Origin of the sequence: Vibrio barjaei, assembly GCF_001639065.2 — a bacterium.
In the GTDB taxonomy this organism is placed as follows: Bacteria; Pseudomonadota; Gammaproteobacteria; order Enterobacterales; family Vibrionaceae; genus Vibrio; species Vibrio barjaei.
Map to the genome: position 1 here is coordinate 159,697 of NZ_LQXO02000013.1, position 14,841 is coordinate 174,537.

Below are 14,841 nucleotides of genomic sequence, written 5' to 3' on the forward strand. Positions count from 1 at the left end.
CAACTCTGAATAAAGTTGGCTAATAGATGTAAATAAGTCGAACTTAGATGGAAGGTAGAATAGATAGATAAGTTTTACTAAAAAACACGAAAGTGCTTATTCTTTTGTTGTACCTCGTAGTTTCAGCTTACTGGGCACATAGACTTTTAATGGCAGCGCACGTCCATCTCTTGCTTTTTCTATCAATAAGTTAACACCTTGAATACCCATCATTTCAGAGTGAATCCTGACGGTAGAAAGTGAAGGAAAGGTGAACTTTGCTGTAGGAATATCGTTAACGCTGATAAGAGAGATGTCTTCCGGTATCTTGAGACCGTGCTCATGAATAGCTCGCAACACACCAATAGCAATAGAATCTGAAGCGATAAATAGTGCTCGAGGGAAGTTATTGTTAGCCAACATCTTTTTCGCAGATTCATAGCCTGACTGACTGGTAAACTCGCCACGGTAAATATCATCAAGTGATACCACGCCCTTTAAGCTACCATATTCTACAAATGCCATTTCTCGGATGTCAGAGCTATTAGGCGTATCTTGACCACCGATAAAGCCGATCCGATTAAATCCTTGATTAACAAAAAAGTCTGTGATTTCTTTACTAATTTTAGTGAGGTCGATATCAACAGAGTCGTACTTTGAGTTTGAGTCAGAGAAGTCTATGAAGCAGATATTGTCAGTGATACTTTCGGCTTCGGAGCGAACCGTTTCGGGACAACGTCCAACAAACAGTATTCCGGTGATTTTAGCGTCTGAATGAGCTAACTCTCCCTCATAGCAATTAACCAGTTTTATACCCAGCTTTTCACACTGTGTTTCTATACCATGACGAATGGATAAGTAGTAGGGGTCGTTAACTTCCGCTTCCTGCTTATAGTTATAAATAGCCATGAAATGGTGGCCACGCTTCTTAGGTTGGGTCGACTTCTTCGAACTGCTGGTCCTATATTCTAAGGCTTCTGCGATCTCTAAAATTCGTAGCTTAGTTTGTTCTTTGACACTCAAACTTGGGTCATCATTCAGTACGCGAGATACTGTCGCTAATGAAACTCCGGCTTCATTAGCGATATCTTTCAATGTTGCCATTCAATCACATCCTTCGGCATCATACCGAAAAAACTAATCCTATCTATTGGGTTCTATTGTAAACAATCTTCATCAGTAAATACTAAAATTTTAGTAAAAAACAGCGTTAATCGTTGAAAATAGCAGCGATTACTTAATAAGTTTCAGCAATCGCTTAAACTGATCGCCTCGGGCGACTTTTTGTAGTTCAAAGAGTGCCATTTCAGTCGAAGTTAACACAGCACCTTGTTTTGAGAGGCGTTGGATTGCGAGCTCTTTGTTTTCTGGTGCACGCGAAGAAATAGCGTCGACAACAAGATGGACTTCATACCCTTGCTCAATCAAATCACAAGCGGTTTGGTGAACGCAGATATGTGCTTCAATCCCCACTAAGAGAATTTGTTTTCTGTTGCTACATTGGAGTGTTTCTTGAACTGACTTTTCACCCCAGGCACTGAAAACATCTTTAGCAATGGGGGATAGGTGAGGAAGTTCTTGGCGAATTTCATCAATGGTATGACCTAATTTATCTGGGATTTGCTCTACCCAAACAATGGGTAACGCCATGAGCTGTGCGGCCTTAGTCAGTGTATTTAGGTTGGAGAACAAGTGCTCTTTGTCGTGCATGATTTGGGCAAGCTTGCCTTGTACATCGATGATCATTAATTGGGTGTTGTCTTGCTCTAGCATTTAACGCTCCTGTTCTAATACTTGTTCTATAAACCACGTTCCCACTGTGCCGAGTCCACTGCGCCACGACAGGTCAACTGGCCACACCATAGAACTATCATAATGTCCTACATTTAACTTGGTTACTAGACCATGGTCGATAAACGGTTGCGCCAGTTTGATTGGGTAAGCCGCAAAACCAGCGCCATAAAGCAGCATGTCTTGCAGTTGATCAGGGGTTTCGTAACGAATGAGGCGAGGGCTAAAACGCAGCGATTCTAATAATTCGCTGGTCGCAACTTTACCTTCTAAAGATAATAGTTGGGGATATTGTTCTAGATCTTCCGGAGTAATCTCACCTTTGAGCTTTGCCAACGGATGATTAGGTGAGGTTATGAAGCACCATTCGATACTATCTATAATTTGTGCATTGGAGCCTCGCTGGGGAAATAACCCGCCAGGAGCAATCATGATGTCAGCGCCTAAGATCTCATCATTGGTTGATAGTTGGTGCTTTTCTGCATCAACTAAAATCAGCTCTAGTTCTGGAAACTGCTGGGTTAATAAAGACATTAGTTCGGCAAACCTTGGGTATAAGGTCATACTGTGAGTAGCAATCGTCAGCGAGGGCTCTTCACCACTTTGCAGCGTACGTGCTTTTCGTTCTATAGCTTGCAAGCGGGGAACAATTTCAAGCGCTTGGAAGTACAGCGCTTTTCCTTCAGGTGTCAGTGAGGGAGACTTTCCGGCGACACGTTCAAATAAACGAATGCCGATATCAATTTCCATCGCTTGTACAGCTTGATTAACAGCGGATGCACTGACATTGAGCTTTCTAGCCGCCGCAGAAAATGACCCAGTCTCGGCAATACAAACCAAATATTGAAGTCGCTCGGTATTAAGTAACATACTGATCTCCGAGAAAAGAAGGTGTTTCTACTGTGCTTGAATTTTGTAGAGAGGTAAAGCATGAAGGGGCATTTTCTTAATTGGAAGGGCATTAGTCGAGGCCCTTCCTTTGTATTTCCTATGTTTTACATTGTAAACTAGCAGCGCTAGCTAGATGTCAAGTAGCGCTGCTGATGCTAATGCTAATGCTAATGATAACGGAACGAAGTTATTTCGAGTGAGGCTGCTCTACACCTTTTGCATACGTCACGATTTCGGTATCGGAATTAGGTTTATACATTCGTAGTATTCCGGTCCAGCCTTGTTCCACCTCAATGTTGTTGATGGCTTGAGAACCACAGTTAAAGTTAACGGTATAGCTGCCATCGCTATTTTGTCTGAGTTCATCTTCACGACTTGATAACGCAAATTTCTCAGTGTGAACGTAGGCATCTGCGCCGTAAGTCGTGATTGAGAAGAAACCGTTTTTACCCAGTGGTGGGGCGTCGAAGTTCATTGTTTGACACTGACCTGAGCGATCCTCAGCAAGTAAAACTTTGTAGTAAGCGTGCTCGCTAGGCAGTCCTCCGAATCCCATTGACGTTAAGCCTCTTGCATGGAAAAGTTCGACTTTACGTTGTTCTAGATTCTGTTCTGGTTTTAAAGGCTTGCCCTCAGGTGCACCCATTGCCTTGGTAAAATCGAGCTTGAGTACATCGGCTTCTAAAGATAAACGAACATTTTCTCTATCAAACTGGTCAAATCCTTTTGGTATATAAGGATTTGCAAAGTTGGCGGTTCCTTTAATCATATCTTGCTTCTCATTTCCGGCCTTAATATCGGCAGGCGAGTTGGAAGCGACTTGGGTGCGTGCGATGACCCAAACATGCTTACCAGAAGAGAGCATCTCTGGCGTAATGGTAATCCTATTTTTTCCTTTCTCTGCATATAGGACAGCGACAGTGCGATGCTGTTCATCGATGATCTGAAGAGTCTGATAGGAATCGAGTATTGGTAGTTCGAATGTTACGCCACCCTCGGCATCCCAGATTGATTTAGAGTAGAGCGTATCTCGATTCTGGCGTACAACGGTCTGAGTATCCATGGTGAGTAGTTGACGATCGTGAGTAAACTGGTTGATGCCAGACTTCTCTTGCTGCTCGAAAAAGTATTTGTCGGACTCCGCAAGGATAAAGTTATCTTTGGTTACTTTTGTAGAGCCACCATTCAAGATTTGAGTCTCAGTCGGTTGCCCTTTCTTAGGCAAATGGTCACCAAGATCGTGAGCGATTGACGCAGAAGTGAACAGGGTAGCTGTCAGGGAAGCGATGATTGTCAGTTTTTTCATTTCAATAACCTTTCGTGTCTCTATTGTACTGTTCGAGCATTGAGGACGCTGCCCGACCGTTCGTTTGACCGTATGACTTTCCTTAGAACGACAATTGGTTTATTTCCTTAGGTCTGGGTAAATCATAGAGAGAGAAAGATATATTTTGAAATCATTAAATCTTATTTAGGATATGCTTTTGGTGCATATCATGATTCGCTGTAACCAACGAACCATGATGTAGCCTTGGATATTAACTACGTAATTACTTAGCGGCTTCTGCGTTAGGATGAGCACCGAGTACGACTTCTGCTGCTTGATTGCTATCGAACATCGTGAAGTTGTAACTCTCCACTTGCCATGTGTCGTAACGGTCTAGGTAAATCGCTTTAGCATTCTGGTCGGTGTAGACTGTCCATAGGGTTGGGAAGACATCATTGACATATGGGTCAATTTGGTCGTAGCCCGCAAAGACCGTAGCTCCAGCTGCTTTCAGGCTATTCAATGCTTCGCCACTGTCTGTAACGTCACGCTTATACATATCTTCAACCACTTCTTTAGCGCGTAGTCGTCTATCATAAGCGCGGATTGTGGCGCCCGATTCTGCTTTCTCTTTATCCAAGTTCATATGGAAGCCGAACTCAGGATCATTGGATAAGTACTGGACACTCGGCGCATCCGTCACATCACCGTGATAGATTTTGACGTCGCCACCAACAAACTCAATCACCGCGCTATCTCCATTGGCGTCGGTGAGGTGATAATGCACAGGCGCTGGAAGACACTCATTTTCATGGCCTGGCAAATCACATACTTTGTCTTGCACAACATCAATCTTATCTAATGTAGCAACGACCTCTTCAACGGAAGCGAAGTTATCAACCGCATAGTTTGCAAATTGTGATGCATCGACGTCAGGCACGCCGGCGCGGTTAGGTGCCATTTCAGTGTATTCCAATCCAAGGTAAAGAATACGAGCGACCAAACCTTCTTGGTTCATTGCTTCGGCGACAATTTTCGGCTCGAATGATTTGATTTTGATAGACGCGTATTTGCTGGTCGTGTTAACTGACTCTTTGGTTGTGCTGTATTGATTTGAGATTCCTTTACCCGTGCCGACGACCACAGCATCATCGTGTCCAAACCAATCCATGGTTCTCACTGAGAGACTAGCATCACCATTATTGTAGATTGCAGATGTACACGCTGTTACATCAGCGATGTAACCTGCTGATAGTGTTGCGACTAGAGCTAAACTTAGAACTGACTTTTTCATAATGACCTCACTTGTTGGGTGTCGTGTTTTGTTGAGGCCATAATAGACAACTAACGTTAATAGCTTAAATTAACACCTATAAGTATTGCTTACAGGATGAGTAATCGGATGAATAGGAAGAGTTGATGATTTTGGTCTAGAGTATTAACACCAGTCGAATAACAAGGAAGTCAAATGAAGTCGTTACAGCAGTGGTTAGATGCTTACGGAGAGAGTCACCAGAACAGTACTAATCGAAAAATACACAAAATTGCGGTTCCCGGTATCTATCTTTCTATTGTGGGGCTGATTTGGTGTCTACCTCAGTTACCACTTGGTGGCATGTCTATTAACTGGGTATGGGTTGTGATGCTACCTGTGATGGTTTTCTATTTTCGTTTATCACGGTCGGTGTTCATTCAGATGCTGATCTTTACTCTCGCGTGTTTAGCAATTATTACCTTCACTGCAATGCTAGGGGTATCGGTGCTAACCGTCTGTATCGGTATGTTTGTGGTACTTTGGATAATGCAGTTTGTTGGGCACAAGATTGAAGGAAAAAAACCATCGTTTTTTGATGATTTGCAGTTCTTACTGATTGGGCCTATTTGGGTGTTTCGCCAGAAATGATGGTTGCCTTAAAAAAAGACCGCTACCCCAGTCAAACTAGGATAGCGGTCTTTGTATGTAACAATAATGCCTTCGACAATCGGTTTAGAACAGTCCTCCGTTCATCGAAAGGTGAGCGAGAATACTGGCAGCGTAGCCGAGGGCAATCACTGGCATCCACTTCAAATGTCCGAAGAAGGTGTATTTGCCGTGGGCAGCACCCATTAATGCAACACCAGCTGCTGAACCGATAGACAGTAAGCTACCGCCGACACCTGCCGTTAACGTTACGAGCAGCCAGTTGCCCATAGAGAGCTCTGGGTTCATAGTCAATACTGCAAACATCACCGGAATGTTATCAACGATGGCCGAAAGAATACCTACCATTACGTTGGCCCAAACTGGATCCCATTGGGTATACATGATTTCTGAGACCACACTTAGATAACCCAGCAAACTCAATCCACCTACACACATCACCACGCCATAGAAGAATAGCAATGTATCCCATTCGGCATGAGAGACTCGTCTAAATACATCAAATGGCACGATGGAACCTAGTCGTTTCAGTGCGGTTTCGTCGTTGTTTGCAATAGCGATGGCTTTCTTCTTCGCAATGGAGCGAGGCAGTGTTTTACGCAGGAAGAAACCGAAGAACTGTAGGTAAGCTAGTCCCATCATCATGCCCATGACCGGCGGAAAGTGAAGCACAGCGTGGAAGGCAACAGCCGTCGCAATGGTGAGAATAAAGAGTCCAACAATGCGAAACGCTCCACGTTTTAGTTCTACGTGAGCATGGACCGCATCGGGTTGTGTCTTAGGAACAAACAACGACATGATCACGGCAGGCACAATGTAGTTAATCACTGAGGGGACGAACAGAGGCATAAATTCGGAGAAAGACACATGCCCCGCTTGCCAAACCATTAAGGTGGTAATATCACCAAATGGGCTGAATGCACCGCCTGCATTAGCTGCGACCACGATGTTAATACAGGCAATATTTACAAATCGTAGATTGCTTCCCCCCACCTTAAGCACGACGGCACACATTAATAGTGCGGTGGTGAGGTTATCGGCAATAGGAGAAATGAAGAAAGAGAGGATACCTGTTAACCAAAATAAGGTTCTAAAGTTAAAGCCTTTTCCGACCATCCAAGATTGAAGTGCATCGAAGAGTCGCCGTTCTTCCATCGCTGATATGTAGGTCATTGCGACCAACAAGAATAGTAAGAGCTCCGCGTATTCGAGCAAATTATGTTCTAGTGCGGATTTCGCGACTTCTATTTGACCAAGGTCTTTATAGACTAATCCGATTATTATCCAAATTAAGCCTGCTGCGAGCAGAACAGGTTTCGACTTACGTAATTTAAGGTATTCCTCCATCATGACAAGGGTGTAAGCAATACCAAAAATAAGTAATGCCGCATAACCTACTGTGGATTGAGTGAAGTTAAAGGTATCCGAAGATACCGTTTCAGAAGCGAAAGTAGACGTGGCGATAAAAGGGAGTACAAAAAGGGTCTGCCATCGACTTTTTTTCATCATGTTTTGATCCTTCAAAAGCTAAATAAAATCAGGCGCTAACAATTGCGATACGATATTTTAAAGGTTATTCAACATTTTCGTTGTGAGCTAACTCGAATCTGATGAAGAGCTTGTGGTTAAAAAATAGACTTTTGACAATGTTTTCAGACCTCCTAGGCTTAGATGAAGGAATCTGTCTAATTTGGTGTAAGGGAGCAAACTCATGAAAACAGTCATTTCATTCTTGTTGACGACACTAATGTTTCTATTTGCGAATCCAGCCCTAGCCGAAACGCAACCTTACGTTTGTGACAGTGCCAACAAAGTAAACCTGCCGTTCCCAGTCTTAGAAAGTGAATGTCCTATTGGAGAAGGGTTGTGGGGACGCAGTGCGCCAAGCGAAAGTGATAAGTCTTTTTGGATACAATGTGGGTTTGTTCAATCGGGAAGTTTGCGTGCAGTACCTAGCAATTTGCAGCAAAATGTCAGTAAATCGATATGGCTAAAACCTGAAATAGACGGTGATCGTTGCTTGATTGGTCCTTATGAAAACTTCGAAGCAGCAAGTTTCGATTTAGCCGAGGTGAAAGCTCTACCCGCCTATAAAGATGCGTTTATAAGAACAACCAGTATTTTGATTACTACCAGTGAAACCCTGTTGGTGGCCAGTGCTGAAGGAGAGTCATCTGTGAATTCGTTGAAAGAAAGCTATAGCGCAGTGGTTGCGGCTACTCCTTTTATGATTGCTGGGCAGCATGGACGCAACTCGTGCCTCTGTTACTTTTAGCGAAGGCTTGATTACTGCGATTAGAGCCAATCAGTACGCTTTGATACCAAACGGCTTTAATTTTTTCGGTAATATCTCATCCAAATTCTGAATATCGTCTGGGAATATTTCAATAAGACTCAGGTCATGCTCTTGATAAAGCGCACGTGTGTGTTCAATGGTTCTGTCGTCTGCTACATCGCTATCTGATCCCCAATATTGTAGGTAGACTTTCCCTTGTGGTAAGTAAAAATCACTCACGACATCTTGTTCTATGGGTAATTGCCGTTGATAAGCATGAACAACGCCTGCCATATATAGCCAGTTATCAATAATTAGCTCGCCTTTCGATTGAACGTAATGACCATCGAGAGTGCGGTGTTTTGCCGCGAATTTCTGCCGAAAACTCGAGAAGGATTTTTCAGTAGAGTGCGCTTCTGCATCGTGACCTTTAAATTCGATGACGGATTGTTTTAATCGAGCGTGGCGCAATACAGAGGGGTGCCAAACCACAAACTCACTGTTGTTTTGTTTATCTTTACGAAGACGAGCACCCGCGCGAAGGCCAATGGCTGTCGCCTTCCATTGGCTATCGTCACGCTTTATCCAACCTAGCTCACTAAGTAGAAGATTGATCTTTTTAGCTGGAAGCGCAAAGTGTTCACCAAGTTGCGTTGCCGTCAGTGTTGAGTCACTAATAAGTGTTTCGTCGATAACAAGGTTTGACGGCCACACGATAAAGCGGCCATATTTTTCACTGTCCACATAGTCACCGCCGAAACGATGTCCAATATCAGTTAGCAACCAACTGGACTCGTGCCAGCTGATATAACCTGCGCGCTTTAAAAGCGTAAACAGTGCTTTAGACTCTTGGTTTCGACTTTTTGCTAGTGCGGATGTGGACAGTTTATCGTGCATTCGATTCCTTACTCGGCCTTTTCCATAATAGTTAACAGTTGCTGAACTGCTTGTTTGGGTGAGCCGGCATGACTAATTGCTGAAACGATCGCGACACCATGAACACCAGTTTTTGCCACATCTAACAAGTTTGATTCGTTGATACCACCAATAGCCACAATAGGTAGCTCTATCTGTTGAAGTGCATTCGTTAGCCCTTCAAGCCCCCATTCGGTTTTTATGTTGGTTTTGGTCGTCGTTGAGAATATGGCGCTTAGCCCAATATAGTCGATTGGAAGCTGTTTCGCTTGTTGCAGTTGCGCTTCGCTTTCAATGGAAAGACCAAGAATCTTATCCTCACCTATAAGGGTTCGAGCTAGGGTCGCTGGCATATCGGTCTGTCCCAAATGTACGCCATCTGCATCGATGGCAAGGGCGACGTCTACTCGGTCATTGATGATCAATGGAACGCTAGTACCCTCAAGCACCTTTTTGACAGCTGCTGCTTTGGTGATGAAGGTCCTAATATCATGATGCTTTTCACGTATTTGCACCATTGTCACTCCACCTTCAACAGCCTGCTTCACGACTTCTATTAACGTATCGAGGTCTTGGTTTTCGTCTGTTACAAGATAGAGTCGATAAGGGTTGCGAGTCATCGTTTGTCCTTAACACTCTTTAATGTGGAGACGGCGTAGCACTTCTTCATCACTAAGCTGATATAGTGCATCAAGCAAATTCATTTGTAGTGAACCTGGGCCTTTTGATTGCTCAGCCGCGATTTCACCTGCGATGGCAAATATTGCAGCAGCCGCGAGGCCTGTGGTTTCACCAATCGCAGCAAAGGCTCCTGTTACCGCTGATAGTGAGCATCCCATGCCAGTGACAAAAGGCATCATCTCATGACCATTACTCAGCGCGTGTGTGGCTTCATTATTGACGACGTAGTCGGTTTCACCCGAGATAACAACACAGCAGTTGTAGGCTTCTACTAATGAGCGCGCCGCAGATAAAGCCGCCTCACTTGAATCCAGTGCATCGACACCTTTGTTTTGTGATTTTTCCCCTGCCATGGCAATGATTTCTGATGCGTTACCACGAATGATTAAGTTGTCAGCGAGTTCTGCAAGTTGACGAGCGGTTGAGGTTCTTAATTTGGTTGCGCCACATCCAACAGGATCAAGTACAACTGGCTTATTATTTTCATTGGCTTGTTCTACGGCGAAGAACATACCAGGACGCCACACACTATCTAAAGTACCGATATTGATGACTAGTGCGCCTGCAAATGACATCATTTCTGCCATCTCTTGCTTTGAGTGTGACATGATTGGTGAAGCGCCTACGGCTAATAGCGCATTGGCGGTGTTATTCATGACAACGAAATTCGTGATATTGACGACGAGTGGCTTTTGCTCACGTACTTTTTGTAGCGCGTTGATAATAAGGTCTTTGTTCATGTTTATCTCCAAACCTAGATTGAGCCGATAGAATGACAATAAATTAAAACAGGCTCAGGTTATGACTTTTTGAATGATTGTAATGGTAATTAGCTCTGTTTGCTTTAGATAGCGTGTAAAGAGGTCAGAATAATGATGCCAACAGTGCAAGTAAGCGTCGAAAGCACTGTTGTCAGTGCGATAATATTCGCTGCAAGCACTGAGTTTCCTCCCATAGAGCGAGCCATGACGTAGCTTGCAGCAGCGACTGGCGATGCACCCATAAAGAAGAGAATGCCTAACTCTAAGCCTCTAAAACCGAACCAGTAGCCTGCTGTTGTCACCACAAATGGAGCCAAAATAAGTTTGTAACTACTGGCGAGCCATGCTGGTTTCTGTTCTTTTTTCATCGAGCTTAAGTCTAGCGAGCCTCCAGTACAAAGGAGGGCTAATGGCAGTGTCATTCTGGCGAAATAATTACCGGCATCAATGACTATATCAGGCACGGGAATCGACAACATGTAGAATACCAGACCAGACACAATTGCGATAATTAATGGGTTTTTGGTCAATGTAGTCAGCATGATTTTTCCGGCTGAAACACCAGAGTCTGTGCCTTTTGGGGTAAGGCAAATCACCGCTTGAACATTATAGATAAAGGTAGTGACAGCCACATAGATAGCCGCTAAAGCGACCCCCTTTTCTCCGTATGCGTTGGCGACGTAAGCCAAGCCTATAATCCCGGTATTAGCTCGAAAACTTCCTTGAATGATGACGCCTTTATCCGAGGAATGACGAAACATGGTGCCAACGGAGGTGTATGTGAAAATGAAGAACAGTATGTTGGCAATAATGCTAAAAGTAATGAATTGGCTCGCCGCGGAGAAATTGTGTTCGGAGTTGACGATGCTTAAAAATAGCATGGCGGGTAGGGTAACTTTAAAGACCAACTTAGACGCCACGTCGATAAAATTATCGTTGATCAGGCCGATTCGTTTGAACACCACTCCCAAAATGATCATAAGACAAATCGGGCCCGTAATGGTGATAGAAAACAGCAATTGGTCGACCAAAGAGTCCATAAACATTCCATATTATCAGCGCAGTAGCATTGAATAATTATTCCACATCTTCTCATCTCAATAAATCAAGGATTGCAAAAAAGTACGACCGTGCTAAATTGATGGTGTATTCGTTTTATTAGAGATTTAAATGAGCAAAGGTAAGCTGACCAAAGAGCACATTCTTAATCAAGCATTCGGCATAGCGAGTCGTGAAGGCTTAGAAAGCCTGACGATTGGTGAGCTGGCTAAGCAGTGTCAGATGTCGAAGAGTGGTCTATTTGCGCATTTTAATTCCAAAGTGAACTTACAGGTAGCGGTAGTTGAGTATGCCGATGCTACGTTCCAGACTCGTGTGATCGCCCCTGTTAGAGAGCATCAGCATGAGTTGGTGATTGATAAGCTTAGGCATTTGATTGATAACTGGATGTGTTGGAATCAATCATTCCAAGGTAGTTGTATGTTTATCGATGCTTGGCGCGATAATCGTCAAGACGAACTGCAAGTTTCTCTACGCAAAGCGATTTATCGCTGGATCAGCTATTTAACGATACAAATCGACAAGGCCGTCGAAACTGGCGAGTTCAAAAAAGATCTGGATGTTAAGCAAGCGGCGTTTGAACTTTATGGGCATTATCTTAGTGCGCACGTTTTTTATTCACTCGTTGGGCAAGAAGAAAGTAGCCAAAGGTTTTGGAATAGTGTGACTAAGTCTTTTGAGTCTTGGTCGAGCTAATAGACATTTTTTTAAGATAAAAAAGCACGACCGTTCGAAACGTGCTGTAAGGAAGAGTCAGTCATGAGTGACAAAATTTACTTCAACACTTCTAATAAATTCAGCTTTAAAAAGCGCATGATTAACCTTACGACGCGCGCTCATCATAAGTTGGCGCCCAATCATGCGAAGAATACCGCGAAGAAGCTATTGTTGACGCCTGTTCGTTCTAAACCAAAGAATTCTGAGCCTCAGGGGTTGGTGAAGGGGGAGATCGCGACGCCAGAAGGGATGCTAAAGACATATCGTCTTGGTACAGGTCCTGTGTGGATTTTGACTCATGGTTGGTCTGGTACGGCAAGCCAATTCTTCCCGCTAATGGAGTACATCGCAAGTCGAGGGTTTACTGCGCTTGCGTATGATCATCCTGCTCATGGTGAAAGTGAAGGTGCGTTTGGGCATATTCCTGCTTTTGTCGGCGGTTTAGAAGGTCTGCTAGATAATGAAGACGATGTTGCTGGGTTAGTTGGGCATAGCATGGGCACGGCTTCGGCGATTGAATGTAAGCACGCGAAACTTCACGATAAACCTTTGCTGCTTATTGCACCGGTTCTCGACTATCTTGATAATTTGTTTGGTAGCGTCGCACGTTCTGGCTATTCGATGCGTTTGTTTGAAGCTGTGGTCGATGATATTCAAACCCAATATCAGTACCCTCTGCAAACCATCGATCCATACAACAAATTGGCGCTTCGCAATGCGCCAACGATTATCGTTCATGATGAGAAAGATCGTTTCACTAAATATTCTGTGTCAGCGAGAGCAGCGCAAGAGATGGTCAATGTAGAGTTGGTTACGACACACGGACAAGGCCATGGTCGCGTTATGCAGTGTCAGGAGGCAAAATCGAGCTTTGATAAGCTGATTGGTGTTTAATAAAATCAATATGTTGTAAATATATCCGTATTGTTGATGTGGTTAACAGATTGATAATTTTTCATTATGCGCTTGGTTTTCTATATGGGATCATAGCCTGGTCCCATAAGCGTAGAAACTGAGTATCAGTGTCGTATCCTCTTTAATATAACTACATCGGATACAGTCAGCCTTCTGATCGAATCTAACTTCCGGTTTCATTATCTCGTTTATGGCGTTAGGGCCACGACATTGAAGCGTGTTTCAAGGTCGTTTTCGCCCGTCTAATCAAAGGAAGCCATAATAATGAATAGAAACGATAGTGTCCCCTTACCCTCCAATACCCGAGAGTGGTTCTTTAACCGTAACAGCATGATTATTCTTGCCGACGTTTTGCTGTTTGCTGTGCTCTATTACACCTTACCGTTTGAACCAAACGTTGTGCTGGGAATTAGTATCTTAGCGTTTATTGCTGTGCTGTGGTTGACCGAAGCGCTTCACGTAACAGTGACTGCTATATTGGTGCCGGTGATTGCGGTTTTGTTCGGTGTGTTTGATACGCAGACCGCTTTGAATAACTTTGCCAATTCCATCATATTTTTGTTTTTGGGTGGTTTTGCACTAGCGGCGGCTATGCATAGACAAGGTTTAGATAAGGTTATTGCCGATAAAGTGCTAGTGATGGCAAAAGGCAAGATGAGTGTTGCGGTGTTCATGCTGTTTGGTGTTACTGCACTCTTATCTATGTGGATCAGTAATACCGCTACGGCGGCAATGATGTTGCCATTGGTGCTTGGTGTATTAAGTAAAGTGAATGAAGAAAGCGGTCATAACACGTATGTGTTTGTACTACTTGGCATTGCTTATAGTGCAAGTATTGGTGGTATTGCAACAATGGTTGGTAGTCCACCTAACGCGATCGCCGCGGCAGAAGTAGGGCTCTCTTTTACTGATTGGATGGCATTTGGCTTACCAACATCAATTATTCTGCTACCTATTGCATTAGCTGTCTTGTTCTTTGTATTAAAACCTAAGCTTGATGGTGAGTTCGAAATCAATCATGAGCAAGTGAATTGGGACAAAGGGAAAGTCGTCACGCTGCTTATCTTTGGTCTTACGGTATTCTTATGGATATTCAGCAAACCGATCAATGCAATGTTGGGCGGGTATGCGAAGTTTGACACCATCGTTGCTCTTGGCGCTATTGTTGCGGTGAACTTTGCTCGAGTGGTTCATTGGAAGGATATTGAGAAGACCGCAGACTGGGGTGTCTTACTGCTGTTTGGTGGTGGTATCTGTTTAAGTAATGTCCTTAAGGCGACAGGAACGAGTGTTTTCCTTGCCAATGAATTAAGTGACATGATCTCTCAGTTCAACATGTTGGTGATTATTTTAGTGATTGCGGCGTTTGTTGTCTTCTTAACTGAGTTTGCCAGCAACACGGCGAGTGCGGCGTTGCTGATTCCAGTTTTTGCGAGTGTCGCTGAAGCGTTTGGAATGTCACCAGTTATTTTGTCGGTGTTAATTGCAGTGGCAGCCTCTTGTGCGTTTATGCTACCGGTAGCGACACCTCCGAATGCGATTGTTTTTGCCTCTGGTCATATTAAACAGCAAGAGATGATGCGTATTGGTATTATCTTGAATATCGCTTGTATCGGCGCTTTGACCATTATTGCAATGAGCTTTTGGGCATAGTCTAACGTCAACGAGT

Annotated in this window: 15 protein-coding genes; 5 read left to right on the top strand and 10 right to left on the bottom strand. The window is 43.8% G+C overall.

All coding sequences use genetic code 11. The features are described 5' to 3' along the window. Window positions 1–96: 96 nt before the first annotated feature. The 5 genes from ebgR to AWH66_RS09035 form a co-directional block, all read right to left on the bottom strand. On the bottom strand, window positions 97–1,083 hold the full coding sequence (ebgR, locus tag AWH66_RS09015; RefSeq protein ID WP_063604763.1) for a transcriptional regulator EbgR: 987 nt from the start codon (window positions 1,081–1,083) through the stop codon (window positions 97–99). A gap of 129 nt (window positions 1,084–1,212) precedes the next feature. Then, the gene (locus AWH66_RS09020) at window positions 1,213–1,752 is read right to left on the bottom strand and encodes a hydrolase (protein ID WP_063604764.1); all 540 of its coding nucleotides are present in this window, start codon (window positions 1,750–1,752) and stop codon (window positions 1,213–1,215) included. Next, window positions 1,753–2,640 carry a LysR family transcriptional regulator gene (locus AWH66_RS09025; RefSeq protein WP_063604765.1) on the bottom strand — a complete coding sequence of 296 codons (888 nt, stop codon included), beginning with the start codon at window positions 2,638–2,640 and terminating at the stop codon, window positions 1,753–1,755. A gap of 208 nt (window positions 2,641–2,848) precedes the next feature. Further along, window positions 2,849–3,967, bottom strand: a complete 1,119-nt coding sequence (locus AWH66_RS09030; RefSeq protein WP_063604766.1) for a DUF1254 domain-containing protein — start codon at window positions 3,965–3,967, stop codon at window positions 2,849–2,851. A gap of 244 nt (window positions 3,968–4,211) precedes the next feature. Continuing rightward, on the bottom strand, window positions 4,212–5,222 hold the full coding sequence (locus tag AWH66_RS09035) for a linear amide C-N hydrolase (RefSeq protein ID WP_063604767.1): 1,011 nt from the start codon (window positions 5,220–5,222) through the stop codon (window positions 4,212–4,214). Between the two features lie 174 nt (window positions 5,223–5,396). On the opposite strand from AWH66_RS09035, the gene AWH66_RS09040 reads away from it, so the two are divergent. After that, a complete protein-coding gene (locus tag AWH66_RS09040; protein WP_063604768.1) occupies window positions 5,397–5,831 on the top strand; it encodes an Mpo1 family 2-hydroxy fatty acid dioxygenase in 435 nt (144 codons plus the stop codon). Between the two features lie 84 nt (window positions 5,832–5,915). Here the strand turns inward: AWH66_RS09040 and nhaD are convergent, their stop codons facing one another. Next, window positions 5,916–7,358 carry a sodium:proton antiporter NhaD gene (nhaD, locus tag AWH66_RS09045; protein ID WP_006070121.1) on the bottom strand — a complete coding sequence of 481 codons (1,443 nt, stop codon included), beginning with the start codon at window positions 7,356–7,358 and terminating at the stop codon, window positions 5,916–5,918. Between the two features lie 202 nt (window positions 7,359–7,560). Here nhaD and AWH66_RS09050 point away from each other — a divergent pair, with 202 nt between their 5' ends. Beyond that, complete coding sequence (locus AWH66_RS09050) at window positions 7,561–8,124, top strand: SPOR domain-containing protein (protein ID WP_063604769.1); 564 nt, start codon at window positions 7,561–7,563, stop codon at window positions 8,122–8,124. 30 nt (window positions 8,125–8,154) lie between these two features. Here AWH66_RS09050 and AWH66_RS09055 read toward each other — a convergent pair whose 3' ends face one another. The 4 genes from AWH66_RS09055 to AWH66_RS09070 all read right to left on the bottom strand — a co-directional run bounded on the left by AWH66_RS09055 (window position 8,155) and on the right by AWH66_RS09070 (window position 11,521). Beyond that, window positions 8,155–9,021 (bottom strand): hypothetical protein, encoded by an 867-nt coding sequence (locus AWH66_RS09055; protein ID WP_063604770.1) that lies wholly within the window; start codon window positions 9,019–9,021, stop codon window positions 8,155–8,157. 8 nt (window positions 9,022–9,029) lie between these two features. Then, complete coding sequence (gene thiE, locus AWH66_RS25660) at window positions 9,030–9,659, bottom strand: thiamine phosphate synthase (protein ID WP_063604771.1); 630 nt, start codon at window positions 9,657–9,659, stop codon at window positions 9,030–9,032. A gap of 9 nt (window positions 9,660–9,668) precedes the next feature. Beyond that, the gene (gene thiM, locus AWH66_RS25665; protein ID WP_063604772.1) at window positions 9,669–10,460 is read right to left on the bottom strand and encodes a hydroxyethylthiazole kinase; all 792 of its coding nucleotides are present in this window, start codon (window positions 10,458–10,460) and stop codon (window positions 9,669–9,671) included. A gap of 104 nt (window positions 10,461–10,564) precedes the next feature. After that, window positions 10,565–11,521: an AEC family transporter gene (locus tag AWH66_RS09070; RefSeq protein WP_063604773.1), complete on the bottom strand. Its 957-nt coding sequence runs from the start codon at window positions 11,519–11,521 to the stop codon at window positions 10,565–10,567. Between the two features lie 130 nt (window positions 11,522–11,651). Between AWH66_RS09070 and AWH66_RS09075 the strand changes: the two genes are divergently transcribed. The 3 genes from AWH66_RS09075 (at window position 11,652) to AWH66_RS09085 (ending at window position 14,825) form a co-directional block, all read left to right on the top strand. Continuing rightward, complete coding sequence (locus tag AWH66_RS09075) at window positions 11,652–12,236, top strand: TetR/AcrR family transcriptional regulator (protein ID WP_063604774.1); 585 nt, start codon at window positions 11,652–11,654, stop codon at window positions 12,234–12,236. Window positions 12,237–12,299: 63 nt separating this feature from the next. Beyond that, a complete protein-coding gene (locus tag AWH66_RS09080; RefSeq protein WP_063604775.1) occupies window positions 12,300–13,151 on the top strand; it encodes an alpha/beta fold hydrolase in 852 nt (283 codons plus the stop codon). A 285-nt stretch (window positions 13,152–13,436) separates the two neighbouring features. Next, on the top strand, window positions 13,437–14,825 hold the full coding sequence (locus tag AWH66_RS09085) for an SLC13 family permease (protein ID WP_063604776.1): 1,389 nt from the start codon (window positions 13,437–13,439) through the stop codon (window positions 14,823–14,825). Window positions 14,826–14,841 lie beyond the last annotated feature (16 nt).

Bases quoted from the DNA above. Each gene is read 5' to 3' on its own strand.
- ebgR (WP_063604763.1), bottom strand. From the start codon at position 1,083: ATGGCAACATTGAAAGATATCGCTAATGAAGCCGGAGTTTCATTAGCG.
- AWH66_RS09020 (WP_063604764.1), bottom strand. From the start codon at position 1,752: ATGCTAGAGCAAGACAACACCCAATTAATGATCATCGATGTACAAGGC.
- AWH66_RS09025 (WP_063604765.1), bottom strand. From the start codon at position 2,640: ATGTTACTTAATACCGAGCGACTTCAATATTTGGTTTGTATTGCCGAG.
- AWH66_RS09030 (WP_063604766.1), bottom strand. From the start codon at position 3,967: ATGAAAAAACTGACAATCATCGCTTCCCTGACAGCTACCCTGTTCACT.
- AWH66_RS09035 (WP_063604767.1), bottom strand. From the start codon at position 5,222: ATGAAAAAGTCAGTTCTAAGTTTAGCTCTAGTCGCAACACTATCAGCA.
- AWH66_RS09040 (WP_063604768.1), top strand. From the start codon at position 5,397: ATGAAGTCGTTACAGCAGTGGTTAGATGCTTACGGAGAGAGTCACCAG.
- nhaD (WP_006070121.1), bottom strand. From the start codon at position 7,358: ATGATGAAAAAAAGTCGATGGCAGACCCTTTTTGTACTCCCTTTTATC.
- AWH66_RS09050 (WP_063604769.1), top strand. From the start codon at position 7,561: ATGAAAACAGTCATTTCATTCTTGTTGACGACACTAATGTTTCTATTT.
- AWH66_RS09055 (WP_063604770.1), bottom strand. From the start codon at position 9,021: ATGCACGATAAACTGTCCACATCCGCACTAGCAAAAAGTCGAAACCAA.
- thiE (WP_063604771.1), bottom strand. From the start codon at position 9,659: ATGACTCGCAACCCTTATCGACTCTATCTTGTAACAGACGAAAACCAA.
- thiM (WP_063604772.1), bottom strand. From the start codon at position 10,460: ATGAACAAAGACCTTATTATCAACGCGCTACAAAAAGTACGTGAGCAA.
- AWH66_RS09070 (WP_063604773.1), bottom strand. From the start codon at position 11,521: ATGGACTCTTTGGTCGACCAATTGCTGTTTTCTATCACCATTACGGGC.
- AWH66_RS09075 (WP_063604774.1), top strand. From the start codon at position 11,652: ATGAGCAAAGGTAAGCTGACCAAAGAGCACATTCTTAATCAAGCATTC.
- AWH66_RS09080 (WP_063604775.1), top strand. From the start codon at position 12,300: ATGAGTGACAAAATTTACTTCAACACTTCTAATAAATTCAGCTTTAAA.
- AWH66_RS09085 (WP_063604776.1), top strand. From the start codon at position 13,437: ATGAATAGAAACGATAGTGTCCCCTTACCCTCCAATACCCGAGAGTGG.